23 protein-coding genes are annotated in these 24387 nt (G+C 71.8%); 9 read left to right on the top strand and 14 right to left on the bottom strand.

Annotated features, from left to right (window positions below; all coding sequences use genetic code 11):
* Positions 1-53: 53 nt before the first annotated feature.
* On the top strand, positions 54-674 hold the full coding sequence (locus ACSQ2D_RS07100) for a TetR/AcrR family transcriptional regulator (RefSeq protein WP_435985266.1): 621 nt from the start codon (positions 54-56) through the stop codon (positions 672-674).
* A 12-nt stretch (positions 675-686) separates the two neighbouring features.
* Here ACSQ2D_RS07100 and ACSQ2D_RS07095 read toward each other — a convergent pair whose 3' ends face one another.
* Genes ACSQ2D_RS07095 through ACSQ2D_RS07085 form a run of 3 tightly spaced genes read right to left on the bottom strand, consistent with a single transcriptional unit; the run spans position 687 to position 3055 of the window.
* Positions 687-983 carry a MoaD/ThiS family protein gene (locus ACSQ2D_RS07095; RefSeq protein ID WP_256792548.1) on the bottom strand — a complete coding sequence of 99 codons (297 nt, stop codon included), beginning with the start codon at positions 981-983 and terminating at the stop codon, positions 687-689.
* Positions 984-1001: 18 nt separating this feature from the next.
* A complete protein-coding gene (locus ACSQ2D_RS07090) occupies positions 1002-2084 on the bottom strand; it encodes a WD40/YVTN/BNR-like repeat-containing protein (RefSeq protein WP_435985265.1) in 1083 nt (360 codons plus the stop codon).
* 14 nt (positions 2085-2098) lie between these two features.
* The gene (locus tag ACSQ2D_RS07085; protein WP_435985264.1) at positions 2099-3055 is read right to left on the bottom strand and encodes a 2-hydroxyacid dehydrogenase; all 957 of its coding nucleotides are present in this window, start codon (positions 3053-3055) and stop codon (positions 2099-2101) included.
* A gap of 71 nt (positions 3056-3126) precedes the next feature.
* Here ACSQ2D_RS07085 and ACSQ2D_RS07080 point away from each other — a divergent pair, with 71 nt between their 5' ends.
* The 3 genes from ACSQ2D_RS07080 to ACSQ2D_RS07070 all read left to right on the top strand — a co-directional run bounded on the left by ACSQ2D_RS07080 (position 3127) and on the right by ACSQ2D_RS07070 (position 5806).
* Entirely contained in the window at positions 3127-3789 is a 663-nt protein-coding gene (locus ACSQ2D_RS07080) for an MOSC domain-containing protein (RefSeq protein WP_435985263.1), read from the top strand.
* A gap of 40 nt (positions 3790-3829) precedes the next feature.
* Positions 3830-5011, top strand: a complete 1182-nt coding sequence (locus tag ACSQ2D_RS07075; protein WP_435985262.1) for a PQQ-dependent sugar dehydrogenase — start codon at positions 3830-3832, stop codon at positions 5009-5011.
* Between the two features lie 111 nt (positions 5012-5122).
* Positions 5123-5806, top strand: coding sequence for a DUF937 domain-containing protein (locus ACSQ2D_RS07070; RefSeq protein WP_435985261.1), 684 nt, complete (start codon positions 5123-5125; stop codon positions 5804-5806).
* Between the two features lie 128 nt (positions 5807-5934).
* Here ACSQ2D_RS07070 and gatB read toward each other — a convergent pair whose 3' ends face one another.
* The 3 genes from gatB to gatC all read right to left on the bottom strand — a co-directional run bounded on the left by gatB (position 5935) and on the right by gatC (position 9426).
* On the bottom strand, positions 5935-7482 hold the full coding sequence (gene gatB, locus ACSQ2D_RS07065) for an Asp-tRNA(Asn)/Glu-tRNA(Gln) amidotransferase subunit GatB (protein WP_435985260.1): 1548 nt from the start codon (positions 7480-7482) through the stop codon (positions 5935-5937).
* 1 nt (position 7483) lies between these two features.
* Positions 7484-9013 carry an Asp-tRNA(Asn)/Glu-tRNA(Gln) amidotransferase subunit GatA gene (gatA, locus tag ACSQ2D_RS07060; protein ID WP_435987827.1) on the bottom strand — a complete coding sequence of 510 codons (1530 nt, stop codon included), beginning with the start codon at positions 9011-9013 and terminating at the stop codon, positions 7484-7486.
* A gap of 116 nt (positions 9014-9129) precedes the next feature.
* Complete coding sequence (gene gatC / locus ACSQ2D_RS07055; protein ID WP_435985259.1) at positions 9130-9426, bottom strand: Asp-tRNA(Asn)/Glu-tRNA(Gln) amidotransferase subunit GatC; 297 nt, start codon at positions 9424-9426, stop codon at positions 9130-9132.
* A gap of 168 nt (positions 9427-9594) precedes the next feature.
* Between gatC and ACSQ2D_RS07050 the strand changes: the two genes are divergently transcribed.
* The 3 genes from ACSQ2D_RS07050 to ACSQ2D_RS07040 all read left to right on the top strand — a co-directional run bounded on the left by ACSQ2D_RS07050 (position 9595) and on the right by ACSQ2D_RS07040 (position 12162).
* Entirely contained in the window at positions 9595-10119 is a 525-nt protein-coding gene (locus ACSQ2D_RS07050) for a hypothetical protein (RefSeq protein ID WP_435985258.1), read from the top strand.
* A gap of 88 nt (positions 10120-10207) precedes the next feature.
* Positions 10208-11455: a glycosyltransferase gene (locus ACSQ2D_RS07045; protein WP_435985257.1), complete on the top strand. Its 1248-nt coding sequence runs from the start codon at positions 10208-10210 to the stop codon at positions 11453-11455.
* Positions 11452-12162, top strand: a complete 711-nt coding sequence (locus ACSQ2D_RS07040; RefSeq protein WP_435985256.1) for a TetR/AcrR family transcriptional regulator — start codon at positions 11452-11454, stop codon at positions 12160-12162. The genes ACSQ2D_RS07045 and ACSQ2D_RS07040 overlap by 4 nt, the downstream gene beginning before the upstream one ends.
* Before the next feature lie 3 nt (positions 12163-12165).
* Here ACSQ2D_RS07040 and ACSQ2D_RS07035 read toward each other — a convergent pair whose 3' ends face one another.
* The 6 genes from ACSQ2D_RS07035 to ligA all read right to left on the bottom strand — a co-directional run bounded on the left by ACSQ2D_RS07035 (position 12166) and on the right by ligA (position 19548).
* A complete protein-coding gene (locus ACSQ2D_RS07035) occupies positions 12166-13185 on the bottom strand; it encodes a branched-chain amino acid ABC transporter permease (RefSeq protein ID WP_435985255.1) in 1020 nt (339 codons plus the stop codon).
* The gene (locus ACSQ2D_RS07030) at positions 13182-14051 is read right to left on the bottom strand and encodes a branched-chain amino acid ABC transporter permease (RefSeq protein ID WP_256792560.1); all 870 of its coding nucleotides are present in this window, start codon (positions 14049-14051) and stop codon (positions 13182-13184) included. The genes ACSQ2D_RS07035 and ACSQ2D_RS07030 overlap by 4 nt, the downstream gene beginning before the upstream one ends.
* A gap of 119 nt (positions 14052-14170) precedes the next feature.
* Positions 14171-15415, bottom strand: coding sequence for an ABC transporter substrate-binding protein (locus ACSQ2D_RS07025; RefSeq protein ID WP_435985254.1), 1245 nt, complete (start codon positions 15413-15415; stop codon positions 14171-14173).
* A gap of 132 nt (positions 15416-15547) precedes the next feature.
* A complete protein-coding gene (locus ACSQ2D_RS07020; RefSeq protein ID WP_435985253.1) occupies positions 15548-16384 on the bottom strand; it encodes an ABC transporter ATP-binding protein in 837 nt (278 codons plus the stop codon).
* Positions 16377-17141, bottom strand: a complete 765-nt coding sequence (locus ACSQ2D_RS07015) for an ABC transporter ATP-binding protein (protein WP_435985252.1) — start codon at positions 17139-17141, stop codon at positions 16377-16379. The genes ACSQ2D_RS07020 and ACSQ2D_RS07015 overlap by 8 nt, the downstream gene beginning before the upstream one ends.
* 259 nt (positions 17142-17400) lie before the next feature.
* Positions 17401-19548, bottom strand: a complete 2148-nt coding sequence (ligA, locus tag ACSQ2D_RS07010; RefSeq protein WP_435985251.1) for an NAD-dependent DNA ligase LigA — start codon at positions 19546-19548, stop codon at positions 17401-17403.
* Positions 19549-19684: 136 nt separating this feature from the next.
* On the opposite strand from ligA, the gene ACSQ2D_RS07005 reads away from it, so the two are divergent.
* Together ACSQ2D_RS07005 and ACSQ2D_RS07000 are read left to right on the top strand one after the other, a co-directional pair.
* The gene (locus ACSQ2D_RS07005) at positions 19685-21196 is read left to right on the top strand and encodes a long-chain-fatty-acid--CoA ligase (RefSeq protein ID WP_435985250.1); all 1512 of its coding nucleotides are present in this window, start codon (positions 19685-19687) and stop codon (positions 21194-21196) included.
* A gap of 158 nt (positions 21197-21354) precedes the next feature.
* On the top strand, positions 21355-22587 hold the full coding sequence (locus ACSQ2D_RS07000; protein WP_435985249.1) for an Ig-like domain-containing protein: 1233 nt from the start codon (positions 21355-21357) through the stop codon (positions 22585-22587).
* 81 nt (positions 22588-22668) lie between these two features.
* Here ACSQ2D_RS07000 and ACSQ2D_RS06995 read toward each other — a convergent pair whose 3' ends face one another.
* Both ACSQ2D_RS06995 and ACSQ2D_RS06990 read right to left on the bottom strand, forming a co-directional pair.
* Positions 22669-23649 carry a methionine synthase gene (locus ACSQ2D_RS06995; RefSeq protein ID WP_435985248.1) on the bottom strand — a complete coding sequence of 327 codons (981 nt, stop codon included), beginning with the start codon at positions 23647-23649 and terminating at the stop codon, positions 22669-22671.
* 93 nt (positions 23650-23742) lie between these two features.
* Positions 23743-24384, bottom strand: a complete 642-nt coding sequence (locus ACSQ2D_RS06990) for a hypothetical protein (RefSeq protein ID WP_435985247.1) — start codon at positions 24382-24384, stop codon at positions 23743-23745.
* Positions 24385-24387: the final 3 nt, after the last annotated feature.

Genomic DNA, 24387 nt, shown 5'->3' with positions numbered 1-24387 from the left:
CGAGTATGCTCCGATACGAGGTCGTATTCAATTCGAGGTTGTATCCTTTGCGTATGCCGTCCGCCACCGCCCCGTCCACCACCCCTCGCATCACGGCCCGCCGTCAGGCCACGCGTGACCGCGTGCTGGAGGCCGCGAGCGAGGTCTTCGCCGAACGCGGCTTCCACGGAGCCACCGTCGAGGACATCTGCGAGCGCGCCGGCTTCACCCGAGGCGCGTTCTACTCCAACTTCAGCTCCAAGGACGACCTCGTCGTCGAGCTCTCCCGACGCCACTCGGAGGCGCTCGTCGACCGGATCCGTCGCGCGAGCAAGCGCGAGCACGCGAGCGCCGACGAGGTGCTCCGCGACGTCTTCGCGGCGCTGGCCGACGACAGCCGCGAGCGCTGGCTCGTGCTGACGACGGAGTTCACCCTCCACGCCATCCGCGACGCCGCCGCGCGACGCGCGTGGGCCGCCCAGCAGCGCCGGGTCCGCGACGAGCTCGTCTCCGTCGTCGACGAGGCGGTGTCGCGCCAGGGGCTGACGCTCCCGATCCCCACCGACCTCTTCGTCCGCGCCGCCATCTCGCTCGCGCAGGGGTCGATGACCCAGCGGCTCGTGGAACCGCGCTCGCTCACCGTCGGCGAGCTCGAGCGCACCGTCCTGCCCATCCTCCTCGGCGTCGACGCCTGAGGCTCCGCGCGATCAGCCGCCGGAGACGGCGTTGATGATGTGGACCCGGGCGCCGGCCGGGACCGGCGCACCGATGCCCTCGCCGCGCGTCGCGTCCTCGCCGTTGACGAACACCTTGACGTGCCTGCGGATCTGGCCGCGCTCGTCGCGCACCTTCCCGTCGAGGATGCGGTGACCCGAGAACGCCCGGTCGAGCAGCTCGGCCACGGTCTGCGACTCGGCCGGTGACTCGACCTCGATCTCGGCGACACCGCCCACGAGGTCGCGGAGCATGCCCGGGAGGATGACGCGGACGGGGGCGGACGGCATACGGAATCCCTTTGCGTGTCAGGCGATCTGGGCGGCGCGCACGACGAGCACGTCGGGCAGCTGGGTCGCGATGCGCTGGAAGGTCTCACCCTCGTCGGCAGATGCGAAGACGTCGCCGTTGCGGGTGCCGAGGTAGACGCCGACAGGGTCGGCCGTGTCGAGTGCGGCGGCGTCGCGCAGCACGCACGTGTAGCTGTGGTCGGGCAGGCCGCTCGCCTGCTGGCGCCACGTCGAGCCGGCGTCGTCGGACCGCTGCACCTGCAGCTGGGCGTCCGGCGGGATGCGCTCGCCCGCATCGGCCACCGGCACGACCCAGACGACGCCGGGACGGCGCGGGTGGGCGAGGACCGTGAAGCCGAAGTCGGTGGGCAGCCCCTCCGCGATGGAGTCCCACGTCGCACCGTTGTCGTGCGAGCGGTAGACGCCGTTGTGGTTCTGCGCGAAGAGCTCGCCCTCGCCCTGTCCGCGGGCCACCTTGTGCACGCACTGGCCGTACTCCGGGTACTCGTTGTCGGGCATGAAGCCGGCCCGGATGCCGGGGTTGCTCGGCGCCCATGTCTCACCGCCGTCGCCCGAGCGGTAGACGCCGCCCGCGCTCATCGCGACGAGGACCGACTCCGGGTGTCCGGGCTCGGGGACGATCGTGTGCACGGCCCCGCCGCCGAAGCCGGGCTCCCAGCCCGGACGGTGCGGGTGGTCCCAGAGGCCGCGGACGAGCTCGTAGTGCTCGCCGCGGTCGGTGCTCTTGAAGAGGGCGTGCGGCTCGACCCCCGCCCAGACGACGTCGGTGTCGTTGGGGTCGGGCGTCAGCTGCCAGACGCGCTCGAGGGCGGTGTCGGTGTCTGCCGGGAAGGCCAGGGCCCGCTCGGCGCTCTCGGTCCACGTGCGACCACCGTCCGTGGACGCCTGGACGGTGGGCCCCCAGTGCCACGACTTGACGCCCGCCAGCACCGTGGACCGGCCCTCGCGGGTGTCGACGGCGACGGAGGCGACCTCGCTCATGAGGAAGTGCGGGCCCTCGAGGGTCCAGTCCTGCCGGTCGGTGCTGCGGGCGATCCAGAGCCCCTTGCGCGTGCCGATGGCGACGATGGTCTCGGTCATGTTGACAGTGTCCACTATGACTGTGGGGCAGACAAGGGTCCGGCGACGCCGTTGTCGACCGGCTCGCCCGCGAGCAGCGCCTCGACCTGTCGACGCACGAGCGCGACGGCCCGGGGACGCATCGCGTCGGTCGCTCCCCCGACGTGCGGCGTGACGAGGACCCCCGGGGCCGTCCACAACGGGTGGTCCTGCGGCAGCGGCTCGGGGTCCGTCACGTCGAGCGCGGCCCGCAGCCGGCCGGAGGCGCACTCGGCCACGAGCGCGTCGGTGTCGACGACGGGCCCCCGGGCCACGTTGACGAGGAGCGCGCCGTCCGGCATACGACCGAGCATCGACGCGTCGAAGAGGCCACGCGTGGCGTCCGTCAGCGGGACGATGACGACGACGACCTCGTGGTCGGGCAGGAGGTCGGGCAGCTCGTCGATGCCGTGCACGCGCGGGACGAGCTCGTCGCCGGCGCGCGCTCGGGACGCCACCGCCGTCAGCGTCACCTCGAAGGGGGCGAAGCGCCGCGCGATCGCCCGGCCGATCCGGCCGTAGCCGACGACGAGCACCCGCCGGTCCGCGAGCGACGAGCGCAGGCGCAGCGGCACCCAGCGCCCCTGCTGCTGCGACCCGACGAACTCAGGGATGTCGCGGATCGACGACAGCGTCAGGGTCAGCGCCAGCTCTGCCGTCGAGGCGTCGTGCACCCCCGCGGCGTTGCAGAGGGTCACGCCGTCGGGGAGCCGACCGACGAACTGCTCGTAGCCGGCGCTCTGCAGCTGGACGACGTCGAGGGCGTCGAGCCCGCGGGTGACGTCGGCGAGGTCGAGGCTCGTCATGTAGGGCATGACGGCGTAGCGGATCTCGGGGCCGCGCGGGTGTGGTCGCTCCATGTCCCAGACGACCGCGTCGACGCCGTCGAGGTCGGCGAGCGCCTCGGCGAACTCGGGGTCGGGGACGGACACGACGAGAGGAAGGTCAGCCATGACGTCCACGCTAGCCACCTCGGACGGAGGGACCGGCGCCCGTCCGGCACGCCGACGCTAGGCTCGCGCGGGTGACGAACCACCCCCACGTCCTCACCCTCGGCACGGGCCGACGCACCGCCCCCGAGGGCGGCGGCCGACCCACCGCGATCGACAAGCGGCCCGTCGAGTCGTTCGAGGTGCGCGACCCCGGCCCCAAGCGCGGCGGGCTCGGCAGCGGCGTCGTCGGGGACGAGATCGGCAACCCGAAGCACCACGGCGGCGAGCTTCAGGCCGTCTACGCCTACCCTCGCGAGGACCAGGAGTTCTGGGAGCAGCAGATCGGGCGCCCCATCCCCTCAGGGGGATTCGGCGAGAACATCACGACCCTCGGCGTCGACACGACGCACGCGCTCGTCGGCGAGCTGTGGCGCATCGGGGACGTCGTGCTGCGGGTCGAGGTGCCGCGCATCCCGTGCAGCACCTTCGCCGCGCACATGGGTGAGCGCCGATGGGTGCGGCGGTTCACCGAGGCCGGGCGCACCGGCGCCTACCTCTCCGTCGTGACGCCCGGCACCGTGCACACCGGCGCGGCCATCGACGTGGACCGACCCGCCCACGACGTCGACCTGCTCCTGCTCTTCCGGGCCTTCACCGGCGACCTCGCCGCCGCGCGACGGGTCGTCGACGCCGACGTGGTCCACCCCGAGGTCCGCGACGGGCTCGTCGAGACCCTCGAGCGACGCGGCGGCTGAGCCACCGCCGTCCCGGGCGCCACGTGGGACACAATGAGGTATGCCGCACACCTCCCGACCGATCGGCCGCGCCCTCGTGGGTGGTGTCCTCGTCGCCCTGGTCACGGCCGCGTGCTCGACGGCCGAGCCCTCCGCCCCCACGACGGGTGAGGAGACGACCACCTCCACGACCCAGGGCACGAGCACCCCGTCCGGGAGCAGCGCCTCGACGTCGGCCGTCCCGACGACGACCACGCGCCCACCCGTGGCCCAGCCGGTGGGCCCGGTGACGCTGCTCGGCGGTGTCGACATCGCGTGGTCGGTGGCCGTGCTGCCCGACGGCAGCGCCCTCGTGAGCGAGCGCAACACCGGTCGCATCTACCACGTGCCCAAGCCCGGCTCCGGGCGGAAGGTCACCGTCGCCGGGAAGCTCCCGATCACCCGCACCGAGGGTGAGGGCGGACTGCTCGGGCTCGCCGTGCCCGTCGACTTCGACGCCGACCCCGTCTTCTACGCGTACTACTCGACCGAGAGCGACAACCGCATCGCCGCCGTGCCGTGGCGGGACGGCACGATCGGCGAGCCGGTCGTCATCTTCTCCGGCATCCCGCGGGGCCGGAACCACAACGGTGGTCGCATCGCCTTCGGGCCCGACGGCTACCTCTACGTCGGCACGGGCGAGGCCGGTGACACGTCGCTGTCGCAGAACCTCGGCTCGCTCGGCGGGAAGATCCTGCGCATCACCCCGGACGGCGACCCGGCTCCCGGCAACCCGTTCGGCGGCTCGCCGATCTGGTCCTACGGTCACCGCAACGTCCAGGGTCTGGCCTGGGACAGCCGCAAACGCCTGTGGGCCAGTGAGTTCGGCCAGAACACCTTCGACGAGCTCAACCTCATCGAGCCCGGCAAGAACTACGGTTGGCCAGAGGTCGAGGGTCGTGCCGACAACCCCGACTACGTCGACCCGGTCGCCGAGTGGCCGACCTCCGAGATGTCACCGAGCGGCATCGCCGTCGGTCCCGACGGAGCCGTCTACATGGCGGCGCTGCGCGGGCAGTCGGTGTGGCGCGTGCCGGTCAACGCCGACGGGACGGCCGGCACGCCGACCCGACACCTCCAGGGCACCTACGGCCGCATCCGCGACATCCGCTTCGTCGGCAACCGGGCGTGGATCACGACGAGCAACAACGACGGAGCCGACCGGCTCATCTCGCTGCCCCTGTCCGCCGTGGGCGCCGCCTGACGTCCCGAGCCGCCCGTTCGTGGCGCGCGGGCCTGCCGCCGGCGGCCGGACGTGGCTAGCCTGACGGGCAGGGGTCGGCACCGGCGCCACCCACGAGCAGGAGGGGCACCCATGGGTTCGTACGACGAGATCCTCGAGCAGGTACCGATCGACGAGCTGGCAGGCCAGCTCGGGGTCGGGAGCGACGAGGTCCGCCAGGCCGCCGAGAACGCGCTGCCCGCCCTCCTCGGCGGGCTCCAGGCCAACGCCTCCGACCCGGCCGGCGCCGACTCCCTGCTGACGGCGCTGTCCGACCACCAGGGCACGATCAACGGCCTCGGCGACGTCGACGAGCAGGACGGGCGCGCCATCGTCGGCAACATCTTCGGCGGCAGCACGGACCAGGTCGTGAACCAGCTCGGCGGCCTGGGAGGCTCGACCGGCGGTCTCGTGCAGAAGCTCCTGCCGATCCTCGCCCCGATCGTCATGTCGTGGCTCGCCAACAAGATGGGCCAGGGCGGTCTCGGCGGGATGCTCGGGGGCGGCTCGGACTCCACGGGCGCCACCGGAACCTCCGGCCCCGGGTCGACCGACGGCGGCCCCCTCTTCCCCGGCGGGGTCGGTGCCGACAGCGGGCCCGTGCAGGCCCCGGGCAGCGCGACGTCGACGGGCGCGGCCTCCGGCGGCTCGAACCCGCTCCAGGACATCCTCGGCCAGGTGCTCGGCGGCGGCTCCGGCTCGTCGGGAGGCAGCGGCGGCGCCGGTGACATCCTCGGCGGACTGCTCGGCGGTCTCCTCGGCGGCGGCAGGCGCTGACCGCACTGACCGCACTCCCGCTGCCTCGCCGCAGCGCACCGTCGAAAGGCCACATTCCGGGGACTTCCCGAGGTCACGGACCTCTGGGACCGACCGGAATGTGGCCTTTCGACGGTTGGAGCGGGGCGTTACACGAGCTTGGCGAGGATGAGCTCGCGGGCCTTGCCGGCGTCGGCCTGGCCCTTCATCTCCTTCATGACCTGGCCGATGAGGGCGCCCGCAGCCGCGACCTTGCCGTCGCGGATCTTGGCCGCGACGTCGGGGTTGGCCGCGATGACCTTGTCGACGGCCGCCTCGAGCGCACCGTCGTCCTGGACGAGCTCGAGCCCACGGGCGTCGGCCACGGCCGTCGGCGTGCCCTCGCCGGCGAGCACGCCGTCGAGCACCTGGCGCGCCATCGAGTCGTTGAGGCGGCCCGCGGCGACGAGCCCGTCGAGCTCGGCGATGTGCGCGGGCGTCAGACCCAGCCCGGCGGCATACGTGACGATGTCCTGGCCCTCGGCGTTGGCGCGCCGTGACGGCTCACCCAGCCACCACTTCTTCGCCGCGGCGGCGCTGGCGCCGGCGGCCACGGTCTCCTCGATGAGCTCGACCGCGCCGGCGTTGACGACGTCGCGCATCTCGAGATCGCTGTAGCCCCAGTCGGACTGGAGCCGCTTGCGGCGCAGTCCGGGAGGCTCGGGCAGCGTGCCGCGCAGCGCCGCGACGGTCTCGCGCGTCGGAGCGACGGGCACGAGGTCGGGCTCGGGGAAGTAGCGGTAGTCCTCGGCGTCAGACTTGACGCGACCCGACGTCGTGATGCCGGTGTCCTCGTGCCAGTGGCGGGTCTCCTGGAGGATCGAGCCACCGCCATCGAGGATCGCGGCGTGGCGCGAGATCTCGTAGCGCACGGCCCGCTCGACGGAGCGGAGCGAGTTGACGTTCTTCGTCTCGGTGCGGGTGCCGAGCGGCACGGCGAGCTGCGCCTCGTCGAGCGGGTCACCGACGCGCGGGCGCAGCGACACGTTGGCGTCGCAGCGCATCGAGCCCTGCTCCATCTTGACGTCGCTGACGTCGAGGGCGCGCAGCAGGTCGCGCAGCGCCGAGACGTATGCCTTGGCGACCTCGGGAGCGCGCTCCCCCGCCCCGACCATGGGCTTGGTGACGATCTCGATGAGCGGGATGCCGGCCCGGTTGTAGTCGACGAGCGAGTGGTCGGCGCCGTGGATGCGACCGGTCGCGCCGCCGATGTGCAGCGACTTGCCGGTGTCCTCCTCCATGTGCGCGCGCTCGATCTCGACGCGGTAGGTGCTGCCGTCCTCGAGCTCGACGTCGAGGTGGCCCTCGAAGGCGATCGGCTCGTCGTACTGCGACGTCTGGAAGTTCTTCGGCATGTCCGGGTAGAAGTAGTTCTTCCGGGCGAAGCGGCACCACTCGGCGATCTCGCAGTTGAGCGCGAGGCCGATGCGGATGGCCGACTCGACGGCCTTCTCGTTGACGACGGGCAGCGCCCCCGGGAGACCGAGGCACACCGGGCAGACCTGCGAGTTGGGCTCGGCGCCGAACTCCGTCGGGCAGCCGCAGAACATCTTCGTGGCCGTGTGCAGCTCGACGTGGACCTCGAGGCCCATGACCGGGTCGAACTTCGTCATGGCCTCGTCGTAGTCCATGACGGCGTCGGTCGCGACGGTGGTCATGTCAGGCTCCCTTCGCAGCAGCGGCGCCGCCCAGCTCGGGCGCGCGGTCGAGGATCGGACCGCCCCAGCGGTCGACGAGCGCGGCCTCGAGGGCGGCGCCCACGGAGTAGAGGCGCTCGTCCTTGGTGGCCGGCGCGAGGATCTGGATGCCCGCGGGCAGGCCGTCCTCGTCGGCGAGACCCGACGGGATCGACATGCCGGGGACGCCCGCCAGGTTGGCCGGGATGGTGGCGATGTCGTTGAGGTACATGGCCATCGGGTCCTCCAGCTTGTCGCCGAGCTTGAACGCCGTCGTCGGCGCCGTCGGGCTGACGAGCACGTCGACCGTGGCGTACGCGTTGTCGAAGTCCTGCGCGATGAGCGCGCGGACCTTCTGGGCCGAGCCGTAGTACGCGTCGTAGTAGCCGGAGCTGAGGGCGTACGTGCCGAGGATGATGCGGCGCTTGACCTCGGGCCCGAAGCCGGCGTCACGCGTCGCGGCCATGACCTGCTCGGCGCTCGGGGCGTCGACGCCCTCCGGCAGCACCCGCATGCCGTAGCGCATGGCGTCGAACTTGGCGAGGTTGCTCGACGCCTCGCTCGGGAGGATGAGGTAGTAGGCCGCGAGGGCGTACTCGAAGTTCGGGCAGCTCACCTCGACGACCTCGGCCCCGAGCTCCTCGAGCAGGGCGACGGACTCGTCGAAGCGGGCGCGCACGCCGGGCTGGTAGCCCTCGCCGCCGAGCTCCTTGACGACGCCGATGCGCATGCCCTTGACGCTGGCGGCGCGGGCCGCCTCGACGACCGGCGGGACCGGCGCGTCGATCGAGGTCGAGTCCATCGGGTCGTGACCACCCATGACGGCGTGGAGCAGGGCGGTGTCGAGCACCGTTCGACCACAGGGGCCGGCCTGGTCGAGCGAGCTCGCGAGGGCGATGAGGCCGTAGCGCGAGACGCCGCCGTAGGTCGGCTTGGTGCCGACGGTCGCCGTCACGGCCGCGGGCTGACGGATCGAGCCGCCGGTGTCGGTACCGGTCGCGAGCGGCGCCTGGAACGAGGCGAGCACCGAGCTCGAGCCGCCGCCCGAGCCGCCGGGGATCCGCTCGAGGTCCCAGGGGTTGTGCGACGGGCCGTAGGCCGAGTGCTCGGTCGAGGAGCCCATCGCGAACTCGTCCATGTTCGTCTTGCCGAGGATCGGCAGGCCGGCCTCGCGCAGCTTCGTGACGACCGTCGCGTCGTAGGGCGGCACCCAGCCCTCGAGGATCCTGCTGCCCGCCGTCGTCGGCACGCCCTTGGTCGTCATGACGTCCTTGACGGCGATCGGCACGCCGGCGAGTGCACCGAGGCTCTCGCCGCCACGACGTCGGTCGTCGACGGCCCGGGCCGCCGCGAGGGCGCCCTCGGTGTCGACGTGGAGGTAGGAGTGCACCTGGCCGTCGACGGCCGCGATCCGGTCGAGGTGCGCCTGGGTCACCTCGACGGAGCTGATGGCCCCGCTCGCGAGCGCGTCGGCCAGGCCGGCGGCGGTGGCCCTCGTCAGGTCAGTTGGCAGGTCGGTCACGTCAGTGCCTTCGGTTCGTAGCTGCGACAGGAGGTTTCGTGGTGCCCGTCACGGGCGGGCGTATGCCGGGTGCCCGGCAGGGCGGCATACGCGGGCTTCGGGGTCGCTCAGTCCTCGTCGAGGATGCGCGGCACCGAGAAGCGCTGCTGCTCTGCCTCGGGCGCGCCGGCGAGCACGGCCTCGGCGCCGAGGCTCGGACGCACCACGTCGGGTCGGGTCACGTTGGTCAGCGGCATCGGGTGCGACATCGGCTCGACGCCGTCGGTCGGTGCCTGCTGGACCTTGGCCACGGACTCGAGGATGACTCCGAGCTCACCGACCATGCGGTCGAGCTCGGCGTCCGAGAGCTCGATCCGGGCGAGGCCGGCCAGGTGGGCTACGTCGTCGCGGGACAGGGATGACATGCGGGCCAGTCTATGGGGCAGCCCCTCGGGCCCGGACCACGCGTCCCGGAGCCCCGGGCCGTCACCGCGTGCTGCGTACCGCGAAGTCGTGGGGTGGCGGGCGTGTCCTGCCGCCGGGGTCGCTCGTTGACCACACCGGATCCACGAACCACCCAAGGAGAGCCCTCGATGACGAGCCCGGCCAGCCCGACCACCACGACGCCCGAGACGACCGACGCCGCCCCGGCTCCCGCCACGAGCCCCGCCACGAGGCCCGAGCCCACGGACGCTGCCCCGACCCCCGAGGCGCCCGCCGACCGGGCGGCGGCCAAGGCGGAGTCGCCCGTCCCCGCACGTCGCTCCCCCGACGTGCGGGCCGGAGCCCGCACGGCCGTGACGCTCACCGGCGCCGGGATCAAGCGGCTGCGCACCCTGCTCGGCGAGATCGTCTGGTTCGCCTGCCTCCTCGCGGCCACGGCGCTCCTGCTCGGAGCCGTCCTCGTCGTGCTGGACGCCAACACGCGCAACGCGCTCGTGGCAGCCGTCCTGCGCGCCGCCGACTGGGCCGACCTCGGCGTCTTCAGCCGCACCGCGGGCATCAAGCAGTTCACCGGCGACGGCGCCACGGTGAAGAACGCCATCACCAACTGGGGACTCGGCGCCGTGGCGTGGCTCGTCGTGGGGCGCGTCGCCCGCCGGATCCTCACACCCTGACGGCCGCCGACCCGACCGTCGACCGCGCCGGTCTGCGGCCGGGGTGCGCTACGCTCCGTTTGCTAACACTGTTCGCAAAGGAGTCGTCGTGAAGGTCCTCATGCTCGCCCCCGGCACCCGCGGCGACGTCGCTCCGGTGGCCGGACTCGCCCGGTCGTTCATCGCCGACGGCCATGAGGTGACCGTCGTCGCGGGCACGGAGTACGCCCCGCTCGTCCGGGAAGCAGGGTGCGCCCACGTCGGCTTCGACGCGCCGATGTCGCCGCCCGTCGCTCCGTCAGCCGACGGCGCCGAGAGTCGCCGCGGGTCAGGCGTGACCGCCTACCTCACGGTGCTGCGGGCCTACATGGACGCCGCCGCCACAGCCGCGCTGGCAGCCTCGCCCGGATCCGACGTGGTGCTGACGAACGCCATCTCGCCGTACGGGCACGACATCGCCGAGCACCTCGGGGTGCCCTCCGCAGCCGCGCTCCTCCAACCGGCCGAGCCGAGCGCGGCCTATCCGCCGATGATCGCCAGCTGGCGCGACCTGGGCCCCGCGAACCGCTGGGCAGGACGGGTCGCCGAGCGGGTGCGGACGCCCTACGACCCCGCCTGCGCCAGGGTGCGCTCCGAGCTCGGCATGCCCCCGGAGAGCCGCGCTCACGCCCAGCGGCGCCGGCGCACGGCAGGGCTTCCGGTGCACCACGGCATCAGCCGCGTCGTCCTGCCGCGCCCGAGCGACTGGCCGGATCGGCTCAGCCTCGACGGGTTCTGGTGGCCGCCCGCCACCACGGCCGACTGGGCACCGGATCAGGCGCTGGACGGGGCGCTGGCATCGGGACCACCGCCCGTCGTCGTCACTCTCGGCAGCCTCCCTCCGGGAGGCGCCGTCGCCGAGGCCGTCGCCGGGGCCGTGCGCCTGACGGGCCTGCGCGTCCTGCTCCAGGGCGACGCCCTCGAGCCCGTCGCCATGCGGCTGGCGGACGAGGTGGGAGCGGACCACGTGCTCCACACCGGCGACGTGCCCCATGCCTGGCTGTTCCCGCGGGCGGCCGCGGTCGTGCACCAGGGCGGCGCGGGTGTCACGGCGGCCGCCCTGCGTGCCGGCGTGCCCTCGGTGACGCTGCCCATGCACACCGACCAGCCTTTCTGGGCGCGCCGCCTCGTGGCCCTGTCGGCGGGCACCGAGCCGGTCCCGATGAAGCGCGTGACTGCCGACGCCCTGGCATCGCGCATGACCGAGGCGGCAACGTCGGCGAGTCTGCGTGGTGGCGCGTCGAGGGTCAGCAACGCGCTCACGCACGAGGACGGCCCCGCGCCACTGAGGGACTGGCTGCGGCGGATGGGCTCGTGACGCCGTCGGAAGCCGCCATCGACGCGACGGCGCCCCAGAGTCGCCCGGCCGGCGACGACGTCATCTGGATGCGGCCCGACCACTCCCCCGTGGGACGACCGGCCAGGCTGACCCGTGAGGCGCTGACGTCGGCCGCCGTGCGGGTCGGGGACGCGCACGGCCTGACCGCGGTGACAATGCGCGCCGTCGCCGCGGAGCTCGGCACCGGTGGGGGCGCGCTCTACCGTCACGTCACGGGCCGCGACGAGCTGCTCGACCTCATGGTCGACCACGTCGCGGCCGAGTACCGCCTCGACCCGCCCTCGGGAGACTGGCTCACCGACCTCATCGACATCGCCGTGCAGGGCCTCGCCATCCACCGGCGCCACCACTGGCTCGGCGACGTGACAGCCACACCCGTCGTCGGCCCGCACGGACTCGCGCTGACCGAGCATGTGCTCACCGTGCTCGACCAGCATCCGTCCCCGGACGGCCGCAAGCTCGTCGCCTACGCGACGCTCAACGCCCTCACGACGGCGTACGCCCGGTCCCGCCACGGCGACCAGGACCCGGCGCGCGCTCGGGGCCAGGCGGCATACGTCGCCCGTCTCGTCAGCGAGGGACACCTCCCACACCTCGCGGCCCTGCGGCCCGAGGCAGCCGGCGAGCCCGACGACGTCTTCCGCGACATGGTCCGGCGCGTCCTTCGGGGACTGCTGGAGGACTGACGCTCAGTCGCGTCGTCTGCCGCGCCGCTCGAGGACGTAGCGACGCAGGACGTTGCGCGCGGTCCCCCAGATGCCGTGCCGGAAGAGCAGGACGATGACGACGAAGATCGTGCCCGTGATGAGGCCGATGCCCTCGAAGCCCGAGCTCGCGAGGTAGTCCTCGAGCGTCACGACGACGCCGGCGCCGACGAGGCCACCCCACAGCGTGCCGATGCCACCGAGGACCGTGATGAGCACGACCTTGCCCGACGTCGTCCACATCAGCTCCTGGAGCGACGCGAACTGGTGGCTCACCGCGAAGACGCCGCCGGCGAGGCCGGCCAGCCCGGCCGAGATGATGAACGCGGTGATCTTGTAGCGCTCGACGTCGTAGCCGAGGGCACGGGCGCGGGCGGGGTTGTCGCGCACCGCCGTCAGGACCCGGCCGAAGGGTGAGTTGACGACCCGCCAGGCGAGCAGGATCCCGACGAGGATCATCGCCGCGCCCACGTAGTAGAAGTAGAACGGGTCGGTCTCGACGGCCTCGATGCCGAAGAAGTTCCTCGGGATGCCCTGCAGGCCGTTCTCGCCGCCCGTGAGGTCACGGGCCTGGTTGGCGATGAAGTAGAGCATCTGGGCGAAGGCCAGGGTGACCATCGCGAAGTAGATGCCGGTGCGTCGGACCGAGAGGTAGCCGATCGGCCACGCGATGAGCATCGCGAAGACCGCACCGCCGATGACCGCGACCGGGAACGGCACGCCCCAGTGCGTCGCGATGAGGCCCGTGCAGTAGGCCGAGCCGCCCCAGAACGCGGCGTGGCCGAAGCTGAGCAGGCCCGTGAAGCCGAGGAGCAGGTCGACGCTGATCGCGAAGAGGCCCCAGCACAGGATGTCCATCGCGACGGGCGGGTAGATCCAGTACGGCAGCATCACGAGCACGGCGAGGCCGGCCAGGAGCATGACGTAGCGCAGCGGGTTGCGCCGCGACAGGATCGAGGGCTGGGCCAGGTCGACGTCGACCTTGGCGGTCATCTGCTCGCTCATGCGACCTCCTCCCGTCCGAAGAGCCCCGAGGGCCGGACGAGAACGACGAGCGCCATCAGCACGAAGATGACGATCTGGGCGTACGTGGGGGCGTAGGCGATGCCGTAGGCCTCGACGAGTCCGACGAGGAAGCCCGCGACCACCGCCCCGAGGATGGATCCGAGTCCGCCGATGACGACGACGGCGAAGAGGATGATGATGAAGTTGCTCCCCATCTCGGCGGTGATGGCGCGGGTCGGTGCGGCGAGCACACCGGCGAGACCCGCGAGCGCGATCCCGAAGCCGAAGACGGGCGTGACCCAGAGGCCGACGTTGATGCCGAGGGCCCGGGTGCGGTCGGGAGCCTCGGTCGCGGCGCGCACGATCATGCCGATCCGCGTCTTCGTCAGGAGCAGACCGACGGCGACGCACACGACGACGGAGAAGAGACAGGCGAAGATCGCATAGACCGAGAGGTTCACCGACCCGACCGAGACCTGGCCGCCGAGTCCGGCCGGCACCTGGTAGGGAAGCCCCGAGACGCCGTAGCGCTGCTTGACCGCCTCGACGATCACCAGGGTCAGGCCGAACGTGAGCAGGAAGTTGTAGAGCGGGTCGAGCTCGAGCAGCCAGCGCACGAGCAGTCGCTCCATGAGCACGCCGAAGCCGAACATGAGGATCGGCACGATGACGAGCGCCGCCCAGAAGCCGACGTTGAGCTCGGCGAGCAGCACGGCTGAGAGGACGGCGCCGAGCATGTAGCAGGCGCCGTGGGAGAAGTTGACGACCCCGAGGACGCCGAAGATGACGGCGAGGCCCAGCGCGGACAGGGCGTAGAAGCCGCCGGCGGCGAGCCCCTGGAGGGTGTACTGGATGAATTCGCTCATGTCTCTCGCTCGGGTCGCGGTCGATCGGGCTGGGTGCGGCTGCCTCGGCAGTCGCGCTGTGCCGTATGCCGTCCGGCGCGTCCTCGTGGACGCCACCGGACGGCATACTCCCCTGTGGATCAGCTCATCGAGCAGGCGGCGTTGGCCTCGCCGTACGCCTCGGCGGCCGGGATCGTCTTCTCGATGTCCTCGTAGTCCCACTCCTCCGGGGCGGAGGACTTGACCTTGGCGAGGTAGACGTCGTGGATGACGGCGTGGTCGGCCCTGCGGACCTCGCCGTTGCGCAGGAAGACGTCGTCGATCTTCTTGCCCTCGAGCTTGCCGACGATGGCGTCGGCGTCGTCGGTGCCGGCCTCCTGGACGGCCTCGAGGTAGTTCATCGCGGCCGAGTAGTTCGCGGCGTGGGCGAAGGACGGACGGGTGTTCGTCTTCTCCTTGAAGCGGTCGGCCCACTTCTTGTTCTCGGCGTCGAAGTTCCAGTACCAGGCGTCCGTGAACTGCGTGCCGGCGAACTGGTCGACACCGAGCGAGTGGATGTCGGTGATGAACATCAGGCCGACCGCGAGCTGGACCTTGCCCTTGAGCGAGCTCTGGTTGAACTGCTTGACGAAGTTGATGAGGTCGCCGCCGGCGTGCATCGAGCCGATGACGTCCGGGTCGCCCTCGCCGGCCTTGGTGATGAAGGTGGCGAAGTTGTCGCTCGGGAAGGGCGAGGCGATCGACTGGCCGACGGTGCCGCCCGCGGCGGTGATCTCCTTGGTGAAGGACTTGTTCATGTCCTGGCCGAAGGCGTAGTCGGGGTAGACGATGTTCCACTTCTTGCCGCCGGCCTTGGTGATCGTGCCGGCCGTGCCGCGCGCCAGGACGCCGGTGTTGTACGCCCAGTGGAACGTGTACTTGTTGCAGCTCGCTCCGGTCAGCGCCGTCGTGCCCGCGCCGATGTTGATGTAGAGCTTCTTCTTGTTCTTGGCCTGCGTGGCGACGGCGAGCGCCGCAGCCGAGTTCGGCACGTCGAGGATGATGTCGGCCTTCTGGCGGTCGTACATCTCCTGAGCCTTGGAGTTGGCGATGTCGGCCTTGTTCTGGTGGTCGGCCGTGACGACCTCGATGTCCTTGGCGACGGCCTTCTCGCCGTACTTGGCCTTGTAGTCCTCGATCGCCATCTCGATGGCGACCTTGCTGTTCGGACCGGACAGGTCCTTGTAGACCCCCGACTGGTCGTTGAGCAGGCCGATGACGACCTTGTCGTCGGTGAGCTTGCTCGAGCCGCCGGACTGGGGGCCGCCGGCCCCTCCGCACGCGGCGAGAGCGAGCGACGCGGTCGCCGCGATGGCGACGGTGCCCTGGACTGTCCTGCTACGCATGTCCCCTCCTGGGGTTGTGACGAGATGTGACGGGTGTGTGACGGGGTGGGGCGGTGTGACGGGATGACGCGAGGGCGTCGTGATGGTGGCGTGGTGCGCCCGGCGCGTGCTGTGGCCGGGCCGTGGCTGGGGCTACATCCCGAGGTAGGTGAGCAGCTCTCGCTCGCGGGCCCTGAAGTCGTCGTTGCCGAGGTGCTCGACGACCTTGCCCTGTGCGAGCAGGTAGTGCCGGTCCGCGACCGTCGAGGCGAACGTGACGTTCTGCTCGACGAGGAGGACGCCGACGCCCTGGCCCTTGATCTCGCGGATGATCTCGCCGATGCGCTGGACGATGACCGGGGCCAGCCCCTCGCTCGGCTCGTCGAGCAGCAGGAGCCGCGAGCCCATCCGCAGCACGCGGGCCATGGCGAGCATCTGCTGCTCGCCGCCGGACAGCTTGGTGCCGGGGAAGTCACGGCGCTCGTGGAGCACGGGGAAGAACTCGTAGACCCGCTCGAGGGGCCACGCGTCCGCGTGGACGACCGGCGGCAGCAGGAGGTTCTCGGCGACGGTGAGGCTCGCGTAGATGCCGCGGTCGTCGGGCACCCAGCCGACCCCGGCCCGGGCGCGGGCGTCGGCCGACCGCTTGGCGAGGTCGACCCCGTCGAGCGTGATCGTGCCCTCGATCTGCCGGTGCAGACCCATGACCGAGCGCAGCAGGGTGGTCTTGCCGGCGCCGTTGCGCCCCACGAGGGTCACGACCTCGCCGGGGGCCACGTCGATGCCGACGTCGGTGAGGACACGGGCCTCGCCGTACCAGGCGGAGAGCCCGGCCACCTCGAGCATGCGTGCCGCGCCGCGCTCGGCGGGTCCGGCCGCGGAGGACCCCGGGGTCCTCGGGGTTCTCGGGGTCACCGGGGTCACCGGGGTCACCGCGCCGTCGGGGGCCGTGTGCTCCGTGGTCGTCGCGCCGGTGGTGTCGTCACTCATGGGCTGCTCCGAGGTATGCCGTGATGACCCGCTCGTCGGCGCGCACCTGCTCGTAGGGTCCCTCCGCGAGCACCTGCCCCGACTGGAGCACGGTGACGCGGTCGGCGAGCGATCCGACGACGTGCATGTTGTGGTCGACGAAGACGACGGTGCGGCCTTCGGCGAGCTGCTTGACGAGGGCGATGGTGCGGTCGACGTCCTCGATGCCCATGCCGGCGGTCGGCTCGTCGAGGAGCAGCAGCTTGGGGTCGAGGGCCATGGCGATCGCCAGCTCGAGCGCGCGCTTCTGGCCGTAGGCCAGAGACGAGGCCGGGGCTCCCGCGCGGTCGGCGAGCCCGACCTGGTCGAGCAGCTCCATGGCGCGGTCCTTGAAGGTGGCCATGCGGGTGACCGAGCGCCACCACTGCTTGCCCATGCCGGTCGGGCTGGCGAGCGCGAGCTCGAGGTGCTCGCGCAGGGTCATCGCCTCGAAGAGGCTCGTGATCTGGAAGGAGCGTGCGATGCCGAGCGGCGCGATCTGCTCGGGGGCCCGGCCGGTGATGTCCTGGCCGTCGAAGAGCACGGTGCCGGACGTCGGGGACAGGAGGCCGGTGAGCAGGTTGAAGAGCGTGGTCTTGCCCGCTCCGTTGGGTCCGACGAGGGCGTGGACCGTCCCGCGGGTGACGGTCAGGTCGACCTCCGAGACGGCCCGGAAACCGCGGAACTCCTTGGTCAGGGCCCTGGTCTCGAGCAACGGGGTACCCGTCAAGACCTGCACCTCCTCGTGCGTCGCGCTCGTATGAGCGAGGTGTCCGACCGTGCCGGTCGGGCGTGACCGGCGGGCGTGGACTCCAGTAAGTCTGGGAAACTTCGCCAAAGCCTAGGAGGGCGGCTCGCCGAAAGGACGGTGGGGACCCACACACCTGACACGGTTCTGTGGGCTCGCGACACATGAGCGCGTGGTCCGGTCGTGCCAGACCGACCGCCGCGCCGGGACTACCGGATCGCCCCGTCGCACGTGCCCTCGACGGGCACGGTCACTCGGGCGAGCCCGTCTCGAGGAGCCGGCGGAATCCGTCCTCGTCGAGGATCGTCAGGCCGAGCTCCTCGGCCTTGGCCGCCTTGGACCCGGCGTTGGCGCCGATGACGACGAAGTCGGTCTTCTTCGAGACCGAGCCGGAGGCCTTGCCACCGCGGCTGATGATGGCCTCCTTCGTCTCGTCGCGGGAGAAGCCCTCGAGCGAGCCGGTGACGACGACGGTCTTGCCGTCGAGCGTCCGCTCGACGGACTCGTCGACCTCGTCGGCCATCCGCACCCCGGCGTCGGCCCACTTGCGCACGATCTCCTGGTGCCAGTCGACCTCGAACCAGGCCGTGACGGCCTCGGCGATGACGCCGCCGACCCCCTCGGCCTGCGCGAGCTCCTCGGTCGACGCGGCGCGGATCGCGTCCATCGAGCCGAAGTGCGCGGCCAGCGCGCGCGCCGCGGTGGGTCCGACGTGCCGGATCGAGAGCGCCACGACGACCCGCCAGAGCGGCTGGCTCTTGGCCTTCTCGAGCTCGGCGAGCAGCTTGTCGCCACCGGCTGAGAGCACGCGCCCGTCGACGACGCTCTCGTCGGGGTCGCTCTTCTTCGCGGCCCGCGTGTACAGCGGGACCCGTGCGAGCCTCTCGCGGGTGATGCCGTACTCCCCCGCGTGGGGGCTGCCGTCGGGCGGGGCGAAGAGGTCGCCCTCGTCGGTGATGATCCCCGACTCGAGCAGCGAGATGGAGCCCTCCCAGCCGAGCGCCTCGATGTCGAGCCCGCCACGGGCGGCGAGGGCGAAGACCCGCTCGCGCAGCTGGCTCGGGCACGACCGGGTGTTGGGGCAGCGGATGTCCTTGTCGCCCTCCTTCTCGGGGGCGAGCGGCGTGCCGCAGGCGGGGCACTCGGTCGGCATGACGAAGGCGCGCTCGGTGCCGTCGCGCAGGTCGACGACGGGACCGACGATCTCGGGGATGACGTCGCCCGCCTTGCGCAGCACGACGGTGTCGCCGATGAGCACGCCCTTGCGCTCGACCTCGTACGCGTTGTGGAGCGTCGCGTTCTCGACCGTGGACCCGGCGACGACGACGGGCTCCATGACGCCGTACGGGGTCACCCGGCCGGTGCGCCCGACGTTGACGCGGATGTCGAGGAGCCTGGTGTTGACCTCCTCGGGCGGGTACTTGAAGGCGATGGCCCAGCGCGGCGCCCGCGACGTGGCCCCGAGCTGGCGCTGCAGGGGCACCTCGTCGACCTTGACGACGATCCCGTCGATCTCGTGCGAGCGGTCGTGCCGGTGCTCCCCGTGGTAGGTCACGAACTCCTGAACCGCGGCGATGTCGGGCAGGACGCGCACCTCGTCGGACGTCGGCAGCCCCCAGGCGCGGAGGGCGGCATACCCCTCGCTCTGGCGCTCGATGTCGAAGCCGCGGCGCGCGCCGATGCCGTGCACGAGCATGCGCAGCGGGCGGGTGGCCGTGACCTTGGGGTCCTTCTGGCGCAGGGAGCCCGCGGCGGCGTTGCGTGGGTTGGCGAACGGCGCCTTGCCCGCCTCGACGAGGCCCGCGTTGAGGTCGGCGAACGCCGCCGTCGGGAAGAACACCTCGCCGCGGATCTCGACGAGGTCGGGCACGTCGTCGCCCGCCAGACGCTCGGGGATGCCCTCGATGGTGCGCACGTTGTTGGTGACGTCCTCGCCGGTGCGGCCGTCACCGCGGGTCAGGGCACGCACGAGGCGCCCCTTCTCGTAGAGCAGGTTGATGGCCAGGCCGTCGATCTTCAGCTCGGTGAGGAAGTGGGCGCCGTCACCGACCTCGCGCTCGACGCGCTCGGCCCACGTCTGCAGCTCCTCGAAGGAGAAGGCGTTGTCGAGGCTGAGCATCCGCTCGACGTGGTCGACCGTCTCGAAGCCGGTCGCGAACGACGCGCCGCCGACGTTCTGCGTCGGGCTCTCGGGCGTGCGCAGCGACGGGTGCTCGTCCTCGATGGCGTTGAGCCGCCGGATCAGGGCGTCGTACTCGCCGTCACTGATGGTCGGCGCGTCCTTGACGTGGTAGGCGAACTGGGCCGCGGCGGCCTGCTCGGCGAGCTCGGCCCACTCCTGGTGGACCTCGGTCGGGACGTCGTCGGTGACGGGCGTGGGGCCGGTGCTCTCGCTCACGCGCTCATCCTGCCAGCCTGCTCCGACGGTCACCGACCGATGACACTCCTCACGTGGCAGCGGGACTGTTCACGGGGCGACCCAGCAGTAACAATGGGCGCGAGCCCGAGCGCCCGCCCCCTGCGAAGGAGCAGAGATGACCAACCTCGCCGCCAACCTCACCGCCACCGCGGCCCGCGTCCCCGACAAGGTGGGCATCAAGCTCGACCAGATCGAGCTGTCGTGGTCGGCGCTGCACCGTGCGGCCGCGGCCGTCGCCGGGCAGCTGCGCGCGGCGGGACTCGAGCCCGGCGACCGGGTGTCGCTCATCCTCCCCAACGTGCCGGCATACCCGGTCGCCTTCTACGGCACGCTGCTCGCCGGCGGCGTCGTCGTGCCGATGAACCCGCTGCTCAAGTCCGGCGAGATCCAGTACTTCTACGAGGACAGCGGCGCCCGCTTCAGCTTCGTGTGGCCCGACTTCGCCGACGAGGCCGGCAAGGCGGCCGCCGAGACCGGGACCCGCCTCGTCGTGTGCGGCCCGATGGGTCCGGCCGAGGGGCAGTTCGACGCGTCCGAGACGGCCGGCGCGCCGGTGCTCGAGCCGGTCGAGCGCGCCGACGACGACACCGCGGTGATCCTCTACACGAGCGGGACCACCGGCAAGCCCAAGGGCGCCGAGCTGACGCACTTCAACCTCCACCGCAACGCCGAGCGCTCCGCCACCGACATCATGCAGATCACCGAGGACGACGTGATCATGGGCTGCCTGCCCCTCTTCCACGTCTTCGGCCTCACGTGCGGCCTCAACACCTCGGTCCAGCGCGGGTGCACCCTGACGCTCATCCCCCGCTTCGACCCGGCCAAGGCCATCGAGGTCCTCGGGCGCGACCACGTGACGATCTTCCAGGGCGTCCCGACGATGTATGCCGCGATCCTCAACCACCCGAACGCCGACCAGGCCGACACGAGCAGCCTGCGCACGTGCGCCTCGGGCGGCTCGGCGATGCCCGAGGCCGTCATGAAGGCCTTCGAGGAGAAGTTCCACTGTCAGATCCTCGAGGGCTACGGCCTGTCCGAGACCTCGCCCGTCGCCTCGTTCAACATGCCCGACAAGCCGACGAAGCCGGGCACGATCGGCCGGGCCATCCCGGGCTGCGAGATGAAGCTCGTCGACCTCGAGGGCAACGACACCCCCGCCGGCGAGATCGGCGAGATCGCGATCCGCGGCGAGAACATCATGAAGGGCTACTGGAACCGGCCCGAGGCCACGAAGGAGGCCATCCCCGACGGGTGGTTCCGCTCCGGCGACCTCGCCACCGTCGACGACGAGGGCTACTACACGATCGTCGACCGCAAGAAGGACATGATCATCCGCGGCGGCATGAACGTCTACCCGCGCGAGGTGGAGGAGGTGCTCTACACCCACCCGGACGTGCTCGAGGCCGCGGTCGTGGGCGTGCCCGACGACCTCATGGGCGAGGAGGTCGGTGCCGCCGTCGTGCTGCGTCCCGGCACGACGACGACCCTCGAGGACGTGCAGACCTACGTCAAGGAGCGCCTGGCGGCCTACAAGTACCCCCGCCGCATCTGGTCGCTCGACGAGCTGCCGAAGGGGCCGACGGGCAAGATCCTGCGTCGCGAGGTGCGCCCCCAGAACGTCTCCTGACGCCGCCGTGCGCCGCTGCGACACGCGAGGTTTGGACTCGCCGTACGTTTTGGAGTATTGACCCGAATCGGTGACACTGGAGCAGGGTCACTATCGACGTGCCGCACCCCGTCCCGCCCTGGGCCGCCCGGCGTCACGTCTGCGAAGGGTATTCACGCGTGAAGTTGAGCATCCGTTCCGCCGCAGTCTCGGGGATGGCCGTCCTGGCCATGCTCGGCGTCACGGCCTGCAATGCAACCGCCACGGCCGACAACGGCAAGCCCGCGAGCTCCTCGTCGGCCCCGTCCGACGAGACGTCGTCGCCGGCTCCCACGCCGACCACCGACCCGGTGGTCTTCAAGACGAACCCGGACGACGACTCCGAGGACGTCTCGGTCGACACGCGGGTGACCGCCTCGGCCGAGAAGGGGACCCTCAAGAAGGCCTCGCTCTCGTACAAGAGCAAGAAGGGCAACCGCGTCCCGGTCGACGGCACCCTCGAGGGCGGCACGTGGACCGCGGGCGACCTGCTCGAGCCCGGCGTCAAGTACACCCTCGACCTCGAGGCTGAGGACGCCGACGGCAAGACGACCGAGTCGACACAGACCTTCCGCACCGCGAACCTCACGCTCGACGACCAGATCTACGTCGCCGTCTCCCCGCGTGACGGCGGCACCGTCGGCATCGGCATGCCGGTCGTCGTCCGCTTCGACCTGCCAGTCGTCGACAAGGCCGCCTTCGAGAAGCACATGAAGGTGACCTCGACCCCGGCCCAGGCCGGGTCCTGGTACTGGCTGAGCTCGCGCGAGGCGCACTGGCGTCCCCAGACGTACTGGAAGGCCGGCACCAAGGTGCACGTCGAGGCCGACCTCAACGGCGTGCCCGCCGGCGGCAACCGCTACGGCCAGATGAGCCGGACCTCCGACTTCACCGTCGGCCGCGCCGTCGTCGCCAAGGTCAACCTCAAGACCCACCAGATGGACGTCTTCATCAACGGCAAGTGGGCCCGGCGCATCCCGGTTACCGGTGGCCAGCCCGGCTTCATCACCCGCTCGGGCGTCAAGGTCATCATGGACAAGCAGACCAACATCACGATGCGCGCCGAGACCATCGGCCTCAAGAAGGGCGACACGGGCTACTACGAGGACACGCCGGTCAAGTACGCCATGCGCGTCACGAACTCCGGCGAGTTCCTGCACACCGCTCCGTGGTCGGTGGCCGACCAGGGCCACCGCAACGTCAGCCACGGGTGCACCGGCATGAGCGACGCCAACGGCAAGTGGCTCTACAGCCAGATGCAGATCGGCGACGTCGTCGAGACGACGGGCACCAGCCGTCCGATGACGATGGGCAACGGCTACGCCGACTGGAACCTCAGCTGGGCCAAGTGGACGTCGGGCTCCGCGCTCTGACCTGATCCACGAAGACTCACTGAGACTCGCGAGGCCGGTCACCCTTCGGGGTGGCCGGCCTCTGGCGTGCTCGGGAGCCGCTCAGCCGGCGCTGCGCTCCTCGAGCTCGCGGGCGGTCTCCACGGCCGCCTGCTGCACGGCCCTCGCGACATCGGGTGAGACCGTGGCCAGGCCGCAGGCCGGCGTCACGACGACGTCCGCGAGCGCACGGAGCGGCAGGCCGGTCCGTGTCCAGGCCTCGACGACGTCGGCAGCCAGGTCCTGCGGTCGCGTCCGGCTCCCGTCGGTGGGCACGACGCCGGCATGGAGGCGTATGCCGTCCTCCACCGCGACCGCGACCCCCTCCCACTCGCGGGGGCGCAGCAGGGAGGTGTCGAGCGACAGCGCGCTCGGACGGGTGGCGCGCAGCAGGGGCAGCGGCGGGTTCGCCGCACAGCAGTGCACGACCGTCTCGCCGTCGTGTGCCCGGAGCACCGTCGTCAGACCGGCCGCGGCCACCTGGGGGTCGAGGCTCGGCAGACGGCCGAATCCCGACGAGGTCGGCAGCCGGCCGGCGAGCACGGTGGGCAGGCTGGGCTCGTCCACCTGGAGAACGACCTGCGCACCGGGGACGAGGCTGCGCACGGCGGCCACGTGGAGGCGTACGCCCTCCGCGAGCGACTCGACGAGGTCACGGCTGGCGCCCTCGTCGACGATGACGCGCTCGCCGCGCGAGAGCCACACGTTGGCGGCGAGGGTCCACGGTCCGACGACCTGGAGCTTGAGCGGCCCGGTGTGCCCGTCGAAGGCCTCGGCGAGCTCGTCGAGGTCCTCGCGGAGCATCGCCGCCGTGCGCGACGCGTCACGTCCCGGGCGGTCGACGAGGCGCCAGCCGATGGGCTGGAGATCGACGGGCAGCTCGACGAGCAGGCCCGCCGTGCGCCCGACCATGTCGGCGCCCGGGCCTCGTGCCGGCAGCTCGGGCAGGTAGGGCACGTGGCCGTCGAGGATCTCGCGCACCTGCCGCACCGCGTCGCGCACCGAGGTGCCGGGCCAGGAGCCGATGCCGGTAGCGAGAGTCACCGCGCCAGCCTAGGCGGACGGGTGGCGGCGCGGGCCGGGGCCCTCGGCACGACGGGCCGGGGGCCCTCGGCGCGACGGGTCGCACTCCTCGCCCTACTGGTCGACCGCGTTGCTCCCGGCAGGCTCGAAGACCAACGGGTAGTCGGCTCCCACTGCGGCGGCGACCTTCGCGCGCACCTGGGCGACGTCGTCGCCACGCTGCAGCGAGATGTCCTCGGCCGTGCTCCGGGTCGGCGTGACCATGAGCAGCAGGCCGCCGGTGAACTCACGGGGACCCCAACCGTGCAGGCGCGGCTCGGTGGACTGCAGGTGGGCGAGCGCATCCATGGCGACCAGCTGCTCGGTGAGGGAGTGCGGCACCTCGGCGACGTGGACGAGGCCGGGATGTCGGAGCGCCAGGGCCTCGGCCTGCGTGCGCGCGTCGCCCCGGGCCGGGGACAGGTGGATCTCGGAGCCCGACCCGTCGGAGCACACCGCGGTCCCGGTCGCCTCGTCAGGGTGGGCCGCCGCGATGGCGTGCAGCTCCTCACCGACGGCGGCCGCCTCGGCACTCATCGTGGAGCCACCCTGCCACCGCGGCGTGAGGTGGGCGTCGAGCCGGAGGCAGGAGGCCTGGCCCGCGACGTCGGTCGGTGCCGCGAGCGCCGGGTCGGCGGGACTCCCGCACCCGGACGAGGCGACCACCACGCCGACACACGCGACGAGTGCCGCGACCCTCCCCTGTGCACGTCCCATCGA

Source organism: Terrabacter sp. LjRoot27 (assembly GCF_964254175.1).
Lineage (GTDB): Bacteria > Actinomycetota > Actinomycetes > Actinomycetales > Dermatophilaceae > Terrabacter.
This window is presented reverse-complemented; position numbering and strand designations above follow the sequence as displayed.

Bases quoted from the DNA above. Each gene is read 5' to 3' on its own strand.
- ACSQ2D_RS07100 (WP_435985266.1), top strand. From the start codon at position 54: ATGCCGTCCGCCACCGCCCCGTCCACCACCCCTCGCATCACGGCCCGC.
- ACSQ2D_RS07095 (WP_256792548.1), bottom strand. From the start codon at position 983: ATGCCGTCCGCCCCCGTCCGCGTCATCCTCCCGGGCATGCTCCGCGAC.
- ACSQ2D_RS07090 (WP_435985265.1), bottom strand. From the start codon at position 2,084: ATGACCGAGACCATCGTCGCCATCGGCACGCGCAAGGGGCTCTGGATC.
- ACSQ2D_RS07085 (WP_435985264.1), bottom strand. From the start codon at position 3,055: ATGGCTGACCTTCCTCTCGTCGTGTCCGTCCCCGACCCCGAGTTCGCC.
- ACSQ2D_RS07075 (WP_435985262.1), top strand. From the start codon at position 3,830: ATGCCGCACACCTCCCGACCGATCGGCCGCGCCCTCGTGGGTGGTGTC.
- ACSQ2D_RS07070 (WP_435985261.1), top strand. From the start codon at position 5,123: ATGGGTTCGTACGACGAGATCCTCGAGCAGGTACCGATCGACGAGCTG.
- gatB (WP_435985260.1), bottom strand. From the start codon at position 7,482: ATGACCACCGTCGCGACCGACGCCGTCATGGACTACGACGAGGCCATG.
- gatC (WP_435985259.1), bottom strand. From the start codon at position 9,426: ATGTCATCCCTGTCCCGCGACGACGTAGCCCACCTGGCCGGCCTCGCC.
- ACSQ2D_RS07050 (WP_435985258.1), top strand. From the start codon at position 9,595: ATGACGAGCCCGGCCAGCCCGACCACCACGACGCCCGAGACGACCGAC.
- ACSQ2D_RS07035 (WP_435985255.1), bottom strand. From the start codon at position 13,185: ATGAGCGAGCAGATGACCGCCAAGGTCGACGTCGACCTGGCCCAGCCC.
- ACSQ2D_RS07030 (WP_256792560.1), bottom strand. From the start codon at position 14,051: ATGAGCGAATTCATCCAGTACACCCTCCAGGGGCTCGCCGCCGGCGGC.
- ACSQ2D_RS07025 (WP_435985254.1), bottom strand. From the start codon at position 15,415: ATGCGTAGCAGGACAGTCCAGGGCACCGTCGCCATCGCGGCGACCGCG.
- ACSQ2D_RS07020 (WP_435985253.1), bottom strand. From the start codon at position 16,384: ATGAGTGACGACACCACCGGCGCGACGACCACGGAGCACACGGCCCCC.
- ACSQ2D_RS07005 (WP_435985250.1), top strand. From the start codon at position 19,685: ATGACCAACCTCGCCGCCAACCTCACCGCCACCGCGGCCCGCGTCCCC.
- ACSQ2D_RS06990 (WP_435985247.1), bottom strand. From the start codon at position 24,384: ATGGGACGTGCACAGGGGAGGGTCGCGGCACTCGTCGCGTGTGTCGGC.